This is a genomic window from uncultured Campylobacter sp., assembly GCF_937997535.1.
In the GTDB taxonomy this organism is placed as follows: Bacteria; Campylobacterota; Campylobacteria; order Campylobacterales; family Campylobacteraceae; genus Campylobacter_B.
This window is the reverse complement of record NZ_CALKTT010000098.1, coordinates 1-14,585: the sequence shown is the minus strand read 5'-3', so window position 1 is coordinate 14,585 and position 14,585 is coordinate 1. Positions and strand designations below refer to the sequence as shown.

Below are 14,585 nucleotides of genomic sequence, written 5' to 3'. Positions count from 1 at the left end.
TCCGAAATTCCATTCTCAGGGTCGTTCTGTTTGTCTCTGACTGCTCTCGCTCGCCCTCGCAAAATTTTAAAATTCCAAAACGTTTAAATTTTATTTTCACCGCGCCAAAAAATTTCGCCGAGTTTGCAAACCGTACGGGAGCTGAAAATAACGCACTGCGTTTGCGCGCTGTGTCTAGCCCAGAAATCGCACACTTAAGCTTGCATCGAAAGTCAAATCCATAGCTCGCGCGTTAAATTTTGAATTCGCGCCGAGCGTGCAATACATATCGGGCGAATAGAGCAGATGGGTGCCGTAGTAGGGCAAATCCGCCGAGTGTGCAATGCGCGCTTGGAATGCACAGATCGAGCGTTAAATTTAAAGGCCGTGTCTGGAGCGAAATACACGCCAGACCGGTCTAAATTTTAAAATTTAGCTCTCGCTCGGGACCAGCTCCTTGATGATTAGCTCGGGCGTGATTGTGCCGCGGAAGTTATTTTTGCTAATCGTAAAGATCGCATCCACCCGCTCGCCGGCGCGCGGCAAAAAGTCGTAGTTGAAAAACAGCGCCTCGACGCTGCCGCCGTTTTTATCAAGCGCCATTTTGATATGCTTGCCCTCCTTGCCGATCTCCCTGATGTTGCGAGCGCGCGCGCCTTTGATACAAAAGAGCGGGCGCGGATTTTTCTGCCCGTAGGGCTCGTAAAATTCTAAAATTTCAAGCAGCTCGAAGTCTATCTGCGACGCGTCCAGCTCGCCCAGCAGATCGTCTTGCGCGCTAAAATCGCTCAGATCCTTGGGCGTAATGCGCTCATTTACGCGCCGCTTAAACTCCTGCAGCAGCGCAGGATCAATCCCCACGCCCGCAGCGCCCTTGTGTCCGCCGAAGGTCGTTAAAATTTCGCTTTGCGAGGAGATCAGCTCTAAAATGTCGAATTTACCGATGCTGCGCGCGCTTCCTTTGGCGCGCGAGTCGCTTACGCTAAAGACGATCGCGGGCTTTTTGTAGGTCTTGCTTAGGCGGCTTGCGACGATGCCGATGATCCCTTCGTGCCACTGCGGACCCCACACGACGATGACGTTGTCGCTCGGATCGACGCTTTTTACGATCTCGTCGTAGAGGCTTTTCTCCTCCTCTTTGCGCGAGTTGTTGATAGAATTTATCGTCTCTAGGTAGTGGTTTGCCTCTCTGATATTTTTGGCGCATAGGAAGTTATACGACATCGTCGCATCGTCCATCCGCCCCGTGCAGTTGATAAGCGGCGCGATCGTGTAGCTGATATCATCGAATTCGAAATGTTTTTTAAAATAATGCTCCTTAATCGCCTTGAAGCAGGCGCGGTTCGAGCTATTTAGCCGCTTGATGCCGAAGCGCAAAAGCGCGCGGTTCATATCGCGCAGCTCCATCATATCGGCGATTATGGCGATGATGAGGATATCCATCGAGCTTGCCATATCGTAGTTCACGCCGAGGGTTTCTTTTAGCGCTCCCACGAGATACCACGCTACTTGTGCGCCGCAAATTTCGATATTTGGGAAGGTGCAATCGGGCTGCTTCGGATTGATTATCGCGTAAGCTCTGGGCAGCACGGGCGGAGGCATATGATGATCGGTGATGATGAGATCGATCCCCTTTTGAGCGCAAATTTCGGCAGCTTCCGTCGCGGAGGTGCCGTTATCTACCGTGATGATGAGATCCACATCCTCAAGCTCGCCTATGATCTCGCTGTTTAGCCCGTATCCGTCGGTGAAGCGGTTTGGGATCTTAATAACGTAATCCGCGCCTATTTGATTGAAAAAATCGCTCATTATGACGGTGCTTACGATACCGTCGACATCGTAATCGCCGACTACGGCTATGCGCTGGTTTTCTTCGATGGCAGTTTTTATGCGCAAAGCCGCCTTATAGGTATCCTTCAGCTCGCAAGGTAAGGGAATTTCAGAAATTTTATTGTGTCGATCGCCCGCAAATCTCGATTTTAGAATTTCCCTTATCTCATTTTTACCTAGCATTTTTTATAGATGCTTCGATAAAGCCCAAAATAGCGGGATTTGGGCGCACTAGACGGCTGGTAAATTCCGGGTGAAACTGCACGCCCAGAAAAAACGGATGGTTTTTTAGCTCGACCGCTTCGATAAGCCCGTCGCTCTCGCCGCAGACGATAAGACCGTGCTTTTCAAAATCGGCGCGGTACTTCGGATTGGCTTCGTAGCGGTGGCGGTGGCGCTCGCGGATGGTTTTTTGCTCGCCGTAAATTTTACTCAAAAGCGAGCCCTTTTTGACGTCGCAGTCATAGCCGCCCAGCCGCATAGTGCCGCCCATAGGGGATTTGTGCGTGCGGATCTGCTTTTTGCCGCTTGCGTCGATGAAGCTGTCGATCAGATAGATTACCGGATCTTCGGTCTGAGGGTCAAATTCCGCAGAGTTGGCGTTCTTTAATTTTAAGACATTGCGCGCAAACTCCACCATCGCAAGCTGCATCCCTAGGCAGATGCCCAAAAACGGCACCTTATGCACCCGCGCGTAGTTTATGGCTAAAATTTTACCCTCTATCCCGCGTGAGCCGAAGCCGCCCGCGACCAAAATTCCGTTTACGTCGCGGAAAATTTCATCTACATTTGCAGCTTCAATTTTTTCGCTATCTACCCACTTTAAATTTATTCGCGTATCAAGCGTAGCGCCCGCGTGGATGATCCCCTCGGTGAGGGATTTGTAGCTTTCTTTTAGATCGATATATTTGCCGACGAAGGCGATCGTGGTTTCGTTCGTGGGTACGATGACGCGCTTAACTAGGCTGTCCCAGTTGCTCATATCGACTTCGAGCTTGTTTAGGCTTAGGGTCTCTGCGATCGGCGTTAAAATATCCTGCTTCAAAAACGCAAGCGGGATCTGATAGATGCTCGCGCTATCGGGGCTTTCGATGACGCAATTTTTATCCACGCCGCAGCTTAGCGCGATCTTGTCTTTCAGCGCGCGATTTAGCGGCATTTCGGAGCGGCAGATTATCATATCGGGGCTGATACCGATGCGGCGCAGCTCGCCTACGCTGTGCTGCGTGGGCTTGGTTTTGAGCTCGCCCGCGACTTTTATAAAAGGCACGAGCGTGAGGTGGATATTCATCGTATTTACTCTACCAAGCTCCACTCTCATCGCGCGGATCGCCTCTAAAAACGGCAGTCCCTCGATGTCGCCCACGGTGCCTCCGATCTCGACGATCAGCACGTCGTTGCCCTCGCCCGCCTTTTTTATGCGGCGCACGATCTCGCCTACGATGTGAGGGATCACCTGGATCGTCTTGCCCAGATAATCGCCCCTGCGCTCCTTTTCGATGACGGAGCTGTAAACTTTGCCCGTGGTGAAGTTGTTGTCTTGGCTTAAATTTTCATCCAAGAACCGCTCGTAGTGCCCCAAATCCAGGTCGGTCTCCGCGCCGTCGTCGGTGACGAAAACCTCTCCGTGCTCCAGCGGACTCATGGTGCCCGGATCGACGTTGATATAAGGATCCGCCTTTAATATGCGCACTTTAAGCCCCGCGTGCTTTAAAAGCGTCGCGATCGACGCCGCCGCAATGCCCTTACCCAGCGAGCTCAGCACTCCGCCGGTGACGAAAATATATTTCGTTTGTTTTGCCATAAGTTTTCCTAAATTTTGATATTAATGTCGCGATTATAACTTCTTTTAGGTTAAAGCACACTAAGCTAGAATTTGAAAATTTTAGAAATTTACGGCAAAATACGCACCCAAATAAATTTTAAATTTAAAGGAGAGATGATGAAAAAGATCATCGCGGCTTTAGTGCTCATCGTAGCGCTTATAGCGGGCGTTTTTGTGGCGACGAAGGACGCTAAAACGGGAGTAGCTAAAAGTGTAAACGATAGCATAACCAAAACGGTTGACGGTGCGGTCGGCAAGAGTGCCAGCGCGGCGATTGAGCAGCAGATTGCGGAATTTATCGCTAGAAACGAAATTTTCGAGACTAAGAGCGCTAAATTTTATCCGGGAGATAGCAACTCAAGCGGCTTTATCGAAGGCGTAGTAAAAAAAGAGAAACTACAAAAAAGCCTTGCTGAGGGCTTTAGCAAGCTAAAGGAAAAAGCAGGCGCGCAAGATAGCAACGATACGGACGAGCCAGATCCTGCTAAAATTTTCCCGGAGGATTTTGCTTTTCGCTACGACTACACTATCAAGCATAGCGTAAAAAACGCTGCGGATGGATTTGAGAGCGATGGAATTTTAACGATTAAGACGCCATATTACGCAGAGCCTTGCAAGAAGCTGTTTAAGACTGACGCGCCGCTTAGCGCGCATCTAAACTACGGACCTACAGAGGTTAAATTTAGCGCAAAGCTAGCCGATATAAATGTGCTCGAAGATGGCGGAATAGGACGTCTAGCAGGCCTTAGCCTAAACGGCACGAGCGATATGAGCGGCAAAACGATAAAAGCCCTGGGCTTTAAAATCGGTGAAATTTTTATAGACGACGGCAAGGATTCAGGGCTTGATATAAAGGATCTTATCTATGAGGCAAACTTTAAAAACGGTATCCAATATCTAGACGATAATATAACTAAGCTCTTTTTGAATGACATAGATTTTGCAGGCAGCACAAAAGAGCTCGTCGTAACTGTAGATAAGCAGCGCTTCATCGTAGTTACGGATATGAGCACGGAAGGTAGCTACCGCGTAAAAGATGGAATTTTAAATTTCAACGAAAGCGATAAAGCCCAAAGCTTAAAGATCGCCGATGTGCTAGTGCGAAACATCCATTTAGGCGTCGATACCAGCTTTAGCGCCGCACTTTTCGAAAAATATCTGTCTATTATCTCAAATCCGCAAGAAGGCGAAAAATTAGCGGAAAATAAAGAGCTTTTTATGAAGCTACTAAAAGATGATATGAAAATCAACGTGAATGATTTTTCGTTTGAAAATAGCCTCGGTAAGAAATTTGCTTTTAACGCAAGCGCGCTATTAGGCGGCTACATCGACGAGACGCAGCTTTTTAAGCGCATGAGCTTGGACGGCAAAGCTACGATAAATACGACTATCACGGACTTCCTATCGCCTTATGACAGCCTGCGCGATTTTGCGCCGATGGCGGAAGTTTACGGCTCGCAGTTTCTTAAGCCTGATGGAGATGGAGTTAAGATGGAGTTTAGCTTCGATAAGGCAAGTAACTCTATGATTTTAAACGGAAAGCCTATCCCGCTACCGCACAACTAAATTCTTAAGCTTTGCGGGCGGATTTTAAGCCTGCCCGCAAAGATTTTTGTTTTCCTGCTTTTTAGGCACAGAATTTCGCAAAACTCCACGTAAATTTTTACCTACAGAATTTCGCGGTGGCGCCATAAAATTTCGCTCAAATTTTACCGCATCTTTTCCGCCCGCCCAGCTAAATTTTAATTCGACAATCGAAAAATTTTATCCTTTAATGACAGATAGACTTAAGCAATTTTGGCTATAATGCGCGCTTTTGCAGCGCAGCTAGCGTAAATTTAAAAGACGGCGGAGATGGAGCGGCATTTATTACGCCGCCTCTTTTGACGACGTATTTTATATTGGGAAACTAACGCTAAATTTGCATTTTTAAATTTTAAGGAACGATATGAAAGTAATCAAACGCAACGGCAGAACCGAGGAACTTGACGTAAGCAAGATCAAAAAATACACGAGCGAGGCGGTAGAGGGGCTGGAAAACGTAAGCCTTAGCGAGCTTGAGGTGGACGCAAAGATCCAGTTTCGCGATATGATCACCACGGAGGAGATCCAACAAACCCTCATCAAAACCGCGGTCGAAAAGATCGACGTGGATCGCCCGAACTGGACCTTCGTCGCCGCGCGGTTATTTTTATACGATCTGTATCACAAGGTAACGGGTTTTAGCGGCTACAACAGCCTGCAAGATTACTTCGCTCGCGGCGAGGCGGCGGGTCGCATAATGCTTGGCTTAAAGGAAAAATACGATCTAGAGGATCTAAATTCTTATCTGCAGCCGCAGCGCGATTTACAGTTTAACTACCTAGGCATCAAAACGCTTTACGATCGCTACCTCATCAAGGATAAAAGCGGCGCGCCGATCGAGCTTCCGCAGCAGATGTTTATGGCGATCGCAATGTTCCTCGCGCAAAACGAGCTTGACTGCCAGAGCTGGGCGAAGAAATTTTACGATCTCATATCTAAATTTGAAGTCATGCTGGCTACTCCTACGCTCTCAAACGCCCGCACGACGCGACATCAGCTAAGCTCCTGCTACGTGGGCTCCACTCCCGATAATATCGAGGGGATTTTCGATAGTTACAAGGAGATGGCGTTACTTAGCAAATTCGGCGGCGGTATCGGCTGGGACTGGTGCAAGGTGCGCGCGATGGGCGGCAGCATCGACGGGCATAAAAACGCCGCGGGCGGTATCATCCCGTTTTTAAAGATCACAAACGACATCGCAGTCGCCGTCGATCAGCTGGGCACGCGCAAAGGCGCTATCGCCGTGTATATCGAGCCGTGGCATATGGACGTGAGCGACTTCCTCGATCTGCGTAAAAACTCGGGCGAGGAGAGGCGCCGCGCGCATGAAATTTTCCCCGCGCTATGGATAAACGATCTGTTTATGAAAAGACTTCAAAGCGGCGGCAAGTGGACGCTCTTCGATCCTGCAGAGGTAAGCGATCTGAGCGATCTATATGGCGCGGAATTTCAGGCGCGCTACGAGCAGTACGAGGCCGACGATAAAATTTCAAAATCTACCATCCTGGCAAAGGAGCTTTGGAAGAAAATTTTAACGAGCTATTTTGAGACCGGAATGCCGTTTTTGTGCTTCAAAGATAACGCCAACCGCATCAATCCAAACGCGCATCAAGGCTTAATCAGAAGCTCAAATTTATGCACGGAGATCTTTCAAAATACGGCGCCGAACCACTACAAAATCAAAGTCGTTTTCGATGACGGCAGCGAGAGGCTGTTTGAGGAAAACGAAGATGTGGCGACCGACGCGGGCATCGTAAAAAAGGCGAAAAAGATCACAGCGCTAGACACGCTGGGCGGCAAAGAAATTTTTATCGTGGAAAAAGGCTGCAGCGAGGGCGCGACGGCGGTTTGCAACCTCGCAAGCGTAAATTTAAGCAAAATCAATAGCCGCGAGGAGATAGCTCGCGTGATGCCGATCGCCGTGCGAATGCTCGATAATGTCATCGATCTAAATTTTTACCCGCACGCCAAGGTCAAACATACCAATCTAAAAACCCGCGCGATAGGGCTCGGCGTAATGGGCGAGGCGCAGATGCTTGCCGAGCGCGGCGTGAAGTGGGGCAGCTACGAGCACTTCGAGCTGATCGATAGGATAATGGAAAACGTGAGCTTTAACGCGATCAAGGCAAGTTCAAATTTAGCCGTAGAAAAGGGCAGATACCCCGATTTCGCGGGCTCGAAGTGGAGCGAAGGAATTTTCCCGATCGATTTAGCGAACGAAAACGCTAAGGCGCTCGTTAAGCGCGGCGGGCTTTTTGAGCAGAACAGCTGCGACTGGGACGGGCTGCGCGAGAAAGTAAAGCGCGACGGCATGCGAAACGGCTACCTGATGGCGATCGCGCCGACATCCAGTATCAGCATACTCGTAGGCACCACGCAGACGATCGAGCCGGTGTATAAGCGCAAATGGTTCGAGCACAATCTAAGCGGCATGATCCCGGTCGTCGTACCGAATTTAAGCCCGAAAACGTGGCAGGCGTACGTGCCTGCGTACGAGCTCGATCAGCGCCTACTCGTAAAAGCAGGCGCCATCCGCCAAAAATGGATCGATCAAGGCCAGAGCCTAAATATTTTCATGAGCCTGGATAAGGCAAGCGGCGGCTATCTGAGCGAAATTTACACGCTTGCGTGGCAGCTGGGGCTAAAATCGACTTACTATCTGCGCTCCGAAAGCCCAGATAGCGAGAAGCTAAACAACGTCGCCGATCGCTCGATCGAGTGCGAGGGGTGTCAGTAAAATACGGCGGCGCTATGGTTGAATATAAAATTTGAAAAATTTTGAAATTTTTAAGAGCCGCTATAAAATTTTTGTAAAATTTAAGCGGCTCGGGTCGATAGTAAAGCGAAAGCGCTTATTAAAGATTCTTTGCCTTTCGAAGTAGTTTGATTTAATGACGGACGAGCAAAAAAGCGCAGCCTTCGCAAGAACTAAATTGTTTCAATGGCGCTCGCTCAAATTTAGAGCGTAGATTATTCTACCTGCCCGAGCTTTTTGAGATAGGCGAAAATTTTAGCGATCTCGATCATTTTATTTAGGCTTTCGAGCAGCTTCGCGCTTTGCGAGCTCGGCGCAGATTTGAAAATTTCGCTATTTTCAACGCCGATTACGAGGCTGTTTTCGCCCAGATAAAGCTCGGTTTTACCAAATAAATTTACGGTGATCGTCTGCATATTTTCTAAAATCTTTTTGTTTTGCAAAAATGCGGCGGCGGCGGGATTGTTGAGATAAACGTCAAACGACGCGCTTAGATGCGGGCTGTCTTTAAGCAGCTTAAGATCCGACGCGCCGAAGATGAACTCTCCGCGCGGCACGACTAAAATTTTACTATCGAAGGTCTCGCTAAAATCAAATTTTGCAAAAAGCCCGCCGAAAATCGCCGTATCATCCTTTTTTTTAAGATGCAAAATTTTATCCAGCTCAAATACCCGATTTTCTCTGTTTTTATCGAAATCGCGGCTTAGGCAGATGTCGCCGATTTTTATGCCAAATTCGGGTGTCTTGCCCACTATCGCGTGCTTGCAAGTGCATAGATTTGCCTCTTTACGGAGCGGATTTTTATAAATTTCATCGAGTAAAAATGCGCCGAAAGGCTGAAAGGTAAGACGCAGCTCCTTTGCGATCCAAAGCAGAAATTCATTCTTAAAGGCCTCTTCACTGAGCGCTTCAAATTTACGCGAAATACGCACGGCTAGGTATTTGTAAGCAGGATAAGCAAGAGCCAGCAGCACTAATAAAAATACAAATGAGAAATCTCCGAAATCCTTGCGCATAACGATAAACAGCGCCAGCACCACCACCGCCACGCCGCCACGCGCCTTCCAAAGCGCCACATTGCGCGCTCCATCTAGTTTTTGCTTTTTTAATTCGTAAGAAACAAGGCTCATCGCTATCCCCGTGAGTGAAATTTGACGCTCATTATAGCGAAAAATGGGATTAAATCAAGCCATATGATAAGCGCATTGCTATTTATAAGGCGGGTTTTTTATAATAGCTCAAAAGCATAGAAATCGCCGCTTTTTTCTCTGCATTTTACAATATCGCCCTGTTTGAATTCTAAAATTTCATCCAGCTCGGATTCAAATTTCGTCGTATCGGTAATTTTAAAAATATATTGCGCGATTTGAGCAGCCTTTACCGGGCGCCATACATCAATATCTTCATTCAAAATTTTTATAAAAATTTCTTTATCGGTCACGCTCGCCATATTAAACCTTTCTGCCCAGTTATCTAAAATTCTTTCTGCCTAGCCACAATTTAAGATATTTTAATACGGGTCTTAAATAATCATTAGTAGCGTTGGCTTTAAAGGTGCTCGCGTCCGATTCTATCAAATACCAGCTATATCCGTCATCCTTTAAAATATTCATTTTGCGATGTTTGGCTTGGGTGTTCGCATCGGATATCTCTATATCCAATACTTTATTTGCAATATTCATCTGTACCGATAGATTAGGGCTTAGATCATATATGAAACGGTTAAAATCTTTGATGATATGCGTATTATATACGTCATCGATCATCTCGGCTCTTCTCTTCCTAAAAATTTCCTCTTCTATCGGATCTCCGTCAATAAGCTTTCCATAATGATCCGCGTCTGCTATGAGCTCTTCGTAAGATGCGGTAAAACATCCAAAAAATCCCCTATGCATCCCAAATTTCCAATTCGTAGGCACCGTTTCATCGATTACTTGAAAATATTCGCTATTAAATCTACAGTAATCTATATCATCTGCAAACGGTAATATGCAATAATAAATCCGTCCCTCTTCATATTGGATACCATAAACAAAATAGGTTCTGTTTAATCCCAGATACTCATGCTCGTCTTCTTTTATACATTTTACAATCATTTTTAATCGTCCTTAAATTTGAAATCATCTACGGCTTCTATGATGGGCTACTCGTCTTTATCGCCTATTATACTATTTCTAACAAGTTCTGTAAAAAATTCTTTGTTTTTGGATTTGTTGATTGCCTCTTTTATAGCATTAAAGGATAATTTTAAATTATTTAAATTGCCGTCTATAATGCAAAAGCCATTTTTTTCGCACAATGATATTATGCCCCTTAATACCGCTTCATACTCGGATCTAAAATCGATACGAAACGTAACGGACTCTATTATATTATTAGCATCAAAAAATACCTCTAAGCGATTGCCGTTTTCGCTTCCATATAGATCTATTTCATTAGACCAAGATTTTTCTGGCTTTAATAGGCGCGAAATTTCAGAAAATATCTCTTTTTTGATCTTTGCTTTTTTCCAATACTTATCGTCTTCAAAGAGCTTTATATTGCCATATTGCCGGTCGTATTGCAGATCGTATGTATCGCTTTTAGGTAGAATAAAAAACTCACATTGCCAAATTGCCATATCTCTTTCCTCAAATATTTTCATTTAAAATTTTAAAAGTAATACACATAGCAGCCTCGGTCATCGTATATATCAAATAAAATCGAAAATTTCTCTTTATTGTTTACGGCTAACTGAACTCTAATGTTCAAAGAGGGCTCTTTTGCCAGCTCAAAATTAAAATGGCGCAGCAGTATGGATCTCAAAAAATTTGGCTCAAGCGCCTTTTCTTTTATAAAGATAACGCCCGCTCTGGCGCCGTTTTTATAAGGCTTAGCTTTTGTGTATTGCCCCTTCATATTTTTAAGAAGATACTCCTCTATTTTCTCATCTCTTTCCCAAAAAAGAATTTTATAAACTAGGCTATCTAAGTGGCTTGCTTTTGAAATTAAAAACATAACTAGCCTTATTTTAGCCTCTACATCGATATTTTCAAAATCTATTCTAGACTTGACTATGCCTCTTTTATTTCTATTTATTTTTCTAAATTCTATATCGAAATTAGTTGGATCTATAATGCTTTTTATCATTGTCGTCGCCTTTCAAAGCCCTTTTGCTGCGTGATATTATGCAAGCTCGCTTTAAAATCCTTATCTACTTTTTCCATTTAAATTTTAATCTCTTTCGCTTAATTTTTATAAAATTTTCCAACTCTTTATCGGTAAAATTTAAAACCTCTTTTCGATTTTGTAAATTTACATAAGTGTGCCTTATATCGCAATTACCGACAAAGGCGGCTTCCCAGTTCTTAATTAGCCAACTCGAGCTTATCGCATATTCCCGTCCTTTATTCGAGCGCATTTTATCGCTATAGCCAATAGGCGCAAACATACCGGAATAAAACCCCTCCAGATAGGGTAGTCTCGGGCATCCTTCCGTATCGGTTGCGACGATAAATTTTATCTTTCGATCATATGGACGAAAAGCCTTGTGACACTCTATAATATCTCCATTTTTTAGATCGTCTTTGAATTCTAAAAATTTATAAGTAAATTTTACAGGAATTTTATCATTTATCCTTTTGTATTCGGTCACAGAGCTATCGTAATAAGAAAATATGCTTATATTTCTGGATGGCTCGGTATCACATACAAAATCTAAATTCTCCAATATCCACTTTTTAGAAATCAGACCATTATTATTTTTCGCATTAGCTTCGGGCGGCAATACTATAAACTCCCCCGAATTATCGCCGTTTATACGCAGCAAGTTATTCCAGTTACAAAATAAAAACCGCCTTTGATCGATCTGCAATATATCGCCCTCCGCGAAAATTTCTCTAAAATTGTTAATCGAAAATTTCCTTCTACCTCTTACGGGTATTATCTTTTTATAATTTCTTTTCATGGTCTTTCTTCTATTTTATTATTAAATCGCTGCGCACTTGCTAAATCCCTAGATGCAAAATATATAAATCGTTTTTAATTGCCGAATCGATTAGTTCCAATAGACTGTCTAATTGCTCGATAACCGAGGATTTATTTAACACACAATTTTTATCAAAAACAATTTGCTCATCCGCGCTCAAGAAAAGCGACCTCCAAGAGCATATTATATCTCTAAATTTAGCTTTATCCTCTATCCAGCTATAGCCATAGCAATTTAGACCTTTTTTCAAATTTACCTCATCGTTCCATGTGGTTTGTACCCACTTGAAAGAATACGAAATATGAAGTATCAGATCATCGCTAATTACTACGCAATGCTCTTTAGAGAAAATATTTTCTTTTGTCTTTTTGAGTAAAAATTCATGTTTAGGCATATGGCTCCTTATCGTTTTAAAATATGACTTTAATAAAGCTCGATCTAGCTATTCGCCAAATTTCATCCAGGCTGCGGCGTATTCTAGCGTTTCATTTCTAAAATATTTGCTAATTATATTATATTCGTCTTCTTTCGCAATATTTACAATTGTCTCAACAAAGCCGGTGCAAAACGCCGTGCCGATATATTCGTCTTCGCTTGCCGCTCCCTTTTCCACAAAATCGAAAATTTCATTTCTTGTCTTTTCGTCCAAATCATCAAAAATTTTAATCGTAGTTTCTGCAAAAGATGCAAGCAGCCACAATAAGCTAGGTATGTACTCCATATCGAAAGGAAATATCTGCTCTTGATAGGCGTTAAAATACGCCCTGTTTTTCTCTATAAAGAAATAGATATATTCCTCATATTTGCCCAAATCAGTCTCTATTAAGCGCATTTGCCAATCCTTATAAATTTTTACCCTTATAAAATTCCATCATAATACTTTTCTCCAAAATTTTATAGCGCTTTTTATCTCTTTTTCAAAATGTTTGAATGGTATATAAATTTCATCTTGCTCATAGAGTTTTAACTTTTTATATTTCTTGGAATGCGTAATTCTCACAATATCTTCATAATTTTTTTGCAAAAAATCTATGATTATTTTTACCTCATCCCTACTAAATTGTTTCGCTCTCGCCCGCCGCATAGGCGGCGTAAGTGCTTGAATGAACATATCCTCTATAACATCCTCATCGCCGAAGCGCTCGTAAAAATCAATAAAATCCAGGATATAATACCTAAAAGTATAATCATTGAAAACCTGCAAATCTCCCGATAAAAGTTTGATCGTGCTATGGTCTAAATCACACAGATCTTTACCGTACAGATCTTGCTCGACAAGCTCATCCTTTTGTACAGGATTTGTTATAATTTCCGGCTTTTTCAGTTTAAGCCGCGCCTTTAGCGCTTTTATTTTAGTATGCAATTCAAATTTATTCATCTAGGCAGTATATGTCGTTGTCCAAGTCCACATTATTATCTGCTAATAGTTTCAGTAAATTTGCATTATAATATAGACCGGGCATGCTATTATAACTGTAAACTACGACTCTTAGCAGCTTTTTCACGCTTTGTAATTTTATACTCCTCGCGACATTTATATCTGCTAAAAATTTTTTAATTAGATCTCCCGCAAAAGGTATATCATAAAATTTTTCCTCTATGCTAAAGCCAAAATTTCTGTATTTTAAAATAGAACCTTTTAGTTTCAAATCTCCTTTTTGCCAGACTTTTGTTGCAGATATGCCGTTGCTGCTTATTGTTTCGGATAGATCCCTATCGCTTTCGATCGATAGGATTAGGATTACTTTGTTGCTTTTCAAGATCGCTCCTAAAAATCTTTTATATTATATTCGGTAGGTTCGCCCTTGCCTTTACCATTTTTTAATTTCACGAATATATTGCCCCTTTTATCTTTGTATAAATCATAAGCTGAATTCGGTTTTAGGTCGTGTGGATCCACTCCTTTATCTTTAAGTTTTTTGATTTCACCCTTCGATAGCGCTTTTTGCTAGTCCGCATAACGTATATTCTCGCCAAACCCCGTTTCTCTACCCTGAACTCCGCCGCCGATCGTTAGCTCCAGTTTTATCTTGTTATTTATTTGCTAACGATAAAAGGCATGTGCCTCGCTATATATTCCGAACAATACCGTAGAATTTTCGTCTTTTAATATGCTTCTAACCTCTTCCGGTTCAACTGCGCTTATATTTCCATCTTTCCGCAAAAACCAATCACTACCATTAAGTTCACAGTGAAATTCATCTTTATTTAATTCATCTTTGGAAAGTGCATTCAAATTTATAAATATTAAATCGGGACGTGCACCCAACCTTGGCAATGTGAAATATAATAGTATCAAAGTATAAAATACAAAAAATACTAAAAATTTTACTATTTTCATTTACTTCAAGTTCTTCTAATTCTTTAATGTAATGTTCATTTGGATTCCTTTTATTGTAGATGACAGTAACTGCTACCTTCCCTTTATTCTCACATTTCCATAAAAAAGAAGCCTTACTATCTGAAGGAGTATATGTTTCATCATAGCTAAAAACTTTCCCATCCTGATTTTTAAATTCTATTTTCACATCAAATGAGTGAGAATTTATACCTCCTTCTATTTTAATAAGCTCTAAAGTTCCTTCTGTTTCAACTAAATTTTTATTATTCTCTAAAATTTTTTTTATTTCATTAGCTCTTTCTCC

General features: G+C 43.0%; 15 protein-coding genes and 1 pseudogene. 2 read left to right on the top strand and 14 right to left on the bottom strand.

All coding sequences use genetic code 11. The features are described from left to right. Positions 1-411: 411 nt before the first annotated feature. Together recJ and Q0117_RS09560 are read right to left on the bottom strand one after the other, a co-directional pair. On the bottom strand, positions 412-1,992 hold the full coding sequence (gene recJ, locus Q0117_RS09565; protein WP_297925501.1) for a single-stranded-DNA-specific exonuclease RecJ: 1,581 nt from the start codon (positions 1,990-1,992) through the stop codon (positions 412-414). After that, positions 1,982-3,613: a CTP synthase gene (locus Q0117_RS09560; RefSeq protein WP_297925491.1), complete on the bottom strand. Its 1,632-nt coding sequence runs from the start codon at positions 3,611-3,613 to the stop codon at positions 1,982-1,984. The genes recJ and Q0117_RS09560 overlap by 11 nt, the downstream gene beginning before the upstream one ends. Positions 3,614-3,751: 138 nt before the next feature. Here Q0117_RS09560 and Q0117_RS09555 point away from each other — a divergent pair, with 138 nt between their 5' ends. Continuing rightward, positions 3,752-5,200: a DUF945 family protein gene (locus Q0117_RS09555; protein ID WP_297925481.1), complete on the top strand. Its 1,449-nt coding sequence runs from the start codon at positions 3,752-3,754 to the stop codon at positions 5,198-5,200. Between the two features lie 382 nt (positions 5,201-5,582). Further along, the gene (locus tag Q0117_RS09550; RefSeq protein WP_297925478.1) at positions 5,583-7,955 is read left to right on the top strand and encodes a ribonucleoside-diphosphate reductase subunit alpha; all 2,373 of its coding nucleotides are present in this window, start codon (positions 5,583-5,585) and stop codon (positions 7,953-7,955) included. Between the two features lie 233 nt (positions 7,956-8,188). Here Q0117_RS09550 and Q0117_RS09545 read toward each other — a convergent pair whose 3' ends face one another. The 12 genes and pseudogenes from Q0117_RS09545 to Q0117_RS09495 all read right to left on the bottom strand — a co-directional run. Further along, complete coding sequence (locus Q0117_RS09545; protein WP_297925466.1) at positions 8,189-9,103, bottom strand: DUF3137 domain-containing protein; 915 nt, start codon at positions 9,101-9,103, stop codon at positions 8,189-8,191. A 98-nt stretch (positions 9,104-9,201) separates the two neighbouring features. Further along, positions 9,202-9,423 (bottom strand): hypothetical protein, encoded by a 222-nt coding sequence (locus Q0117_RS09540; RefSeq protein ID WP_297925461.1) that lies wholly within the window; start codon positions 9,421-9,423, stop codon positions 9,202-9,204. A 19-nt stretch (positions 9,424-9,442) separates the two neighbouring features. Continuing rightward, complete coding sequence (locus Q0117_RS09535; protein WP_297925397.1) at positions 9,443-10,069, bottom strand: hypothetical protein; 627 nt, start codon at positions 10,067-10,069, stop codon at positions 9,443-9,445. Between the two features lie 47 nt (positions 10,070-10,116). Then, positions 10,117-10,593, bottom strand: a complete 477-nt coding sequence (locus tag Q0117_RS09530; protein WP_297917960.1) for a hypothetical protein — start codon at positions 10,591-10,593, stop codon at positions 10,117-10,119. A 32-nt stretch (positions 10,594-10,625) separates the two neighbouring features. Next, a complete protein-coding gene (locus Q0117_RS09525) occupies positions 10,626-11,102 on the bottom strand; it encodes a hypothetical protein (RefSeq protein ID WP_297925377.1) in 477 nt (158 codons plus the stop codon). Positions 11,103-11,166: 64 nt separating this feature from the next. Then, positions 11,167-11,919: a hypothetical protein gene (locus tag Q0117_RS09520; protein WP_297925364.1), complete on the bottom strand. Its 753-nt coding sequence runs from the start codon at positions 11,917-11,919 to the stop codon at positions 11,167-11,169. A 40-nt stretch (positions 11,920-11,959) separates the two neighbouring features. Beyond that, on the bottom strand, positions 11,960-12,334 hold the full coding sequence (locus Q0117_RS09515) for a hypothetical protein (RefSeq protein ID WP_297925359.1): 375 nt from the start codon (positions 12,332-12,334) through the stop codon (positions 11,960-11,962). 48 nt (positions 12,335-12,382) lie between these two features. After that, positions 12,383-12,772: a hypothetical protein gene (locus tag Q0117_RS09510; protein ID WP_297925344.1), complete on the bottom strand. Its 390-nt coding sequence runs from the start codon at positions 12,770-12,772 to the stop codon at positions 12,383-12,385. Positions 12,773-12,811: 39 nt separating this feature from the next. Next, entirely contained in the window at positions 12,812-13,318 is a 507-nt protein-coding gene (locus tag Q0117_RS09505; protein ID WP_297925339.1) for a hypothetical protein, read from the bottom strand. Continuing rightward, complete coding sequence (locus tag Q0117_RS09500) at positions 13,311-13,700, bottom strand: hypothetical protein (RefSeq protein ID WP_297925327.1); 390 nt, start codon at positions 13,698-13,700, stop codon at positions 13,311-13,313. Before Q0117_RS09500 ends, Q0117_RS09505 begins: the two co-directional genes overlap by 8 nt. Before the next feature lie 8 nt (positions 13,701-13,708). Next, positions 13,709-13,873 (bottom strand): annotated as a pseudogene (locus Q0117_RS10695) (polymorphic toxin type 33 domain-containing protein); the annotation flags it as partial. A 280-nt stretch (positions 13,874-14,153) separates the two neighbouring features. Beyond that, a partial coding sequence (locus Q0117_RS09495) for a DUF3592 domain-containing protein (RefSeq protein ID WP_297925315.1) occupies positions 14,154-14,585 on the bottom strand: 432 nt, incomplete at its 5' end.

Excerpts from the sequence above, each read along its gene's own strand:
- recJ (WP_297925501.1), bottom strand. The coding sequence starts at position 1,992 with ATGCTAGGTAAAAATGAGATAAGGGAAATTCTAAAATCGAGATTTGCG.
- Q0117_RS09560 (WP_297925491.1), bottom strand. The coding sequence starts at position 3,613 with ATGGCAAAACAAACGAAATATATTTTCGTCACCGGCGGAGTGCTGAGC.
- Q0117_RS09555 (WP_297925481.1), top strand. The coding sequence starts at position 3,752 with ATGAAAAAGATCATCGCGGCTTTAGTGCTCATCGTAGCGCTTATAGCG.
- Q0117_RS09550 (WP_297925478.1), top strand. The coding sequence starts at position 5,583 with ATGAAAGTAATCAAACGCAACGGCAGAACCGAGGAACTTGACGTAAGC.
- Q0117_RS09545 (WP_297925466.1), bottom strand. The coding sequence starts at position 9,103 with ATGAGCCTTGTTTCTTACGAATTAAAAAAGCAAAAACTAGATGGAGCG.
- Q0117_RS09540 (WP_297925461.1), bottom strand. The coding sequence starts at position 9,423 with ATGGCGAGCGTGACCGATAAAGAAATTTTTATAAAAATTTTGAATGAA.
- Q0117_RS09535 (WP_297925397.1), bottom strand. The coding sequence starts at position 10,069 with ATGATTGTAAAATGTATAAAAGAAGACGAGCATGAGTATCTGGGATTA.
- Q0117_RS09530 (WP_297917960.1), bottom strand. The coding sequence starts at position 10,593 with ATGGCAATTTGGCAATGTGAGTTTTTTATTCTACCTAAAAGCGATACA.
- Q0117_RS09525 (WP_297925377.1), bottom strand. The coding sequence starts at position 11,102 with ATGATAAAAAGCATTATAGATCCAACTAATTTCGATATAGAATTTAGA.
- Q0117_RS09520 (WP_297925364.1), bottom strand. The coding sequence starts at position 11,919 with ATGAAAAGAAATTATAAAAAGATAATACCCGTAAGAGGTAGAAGGAAA.
- Q0117_RS09515 (WP_297925359.1), bottom strand. The coding sequence starts at position 12,334 with ATGCCTAAACATGAATTTTTACTCAAAAAGACAAAAGAAAATATTTTC.
- Q0117_RS09510 (WP_297925344.1), bottom strand. The coding sequence starts at position 12,772 with ATGCGCTTAATAGAGACTGATTTGGGCAAATATGAGGAATATATCTAT.
- Q0117_RS09505 (WP_297925339.1), bottom strand. The coding sequence starts at position 13,318 with ATGAATAAATTTGAATTGCATACTAAAATAAAAGCGCTAAAGGCGCGG.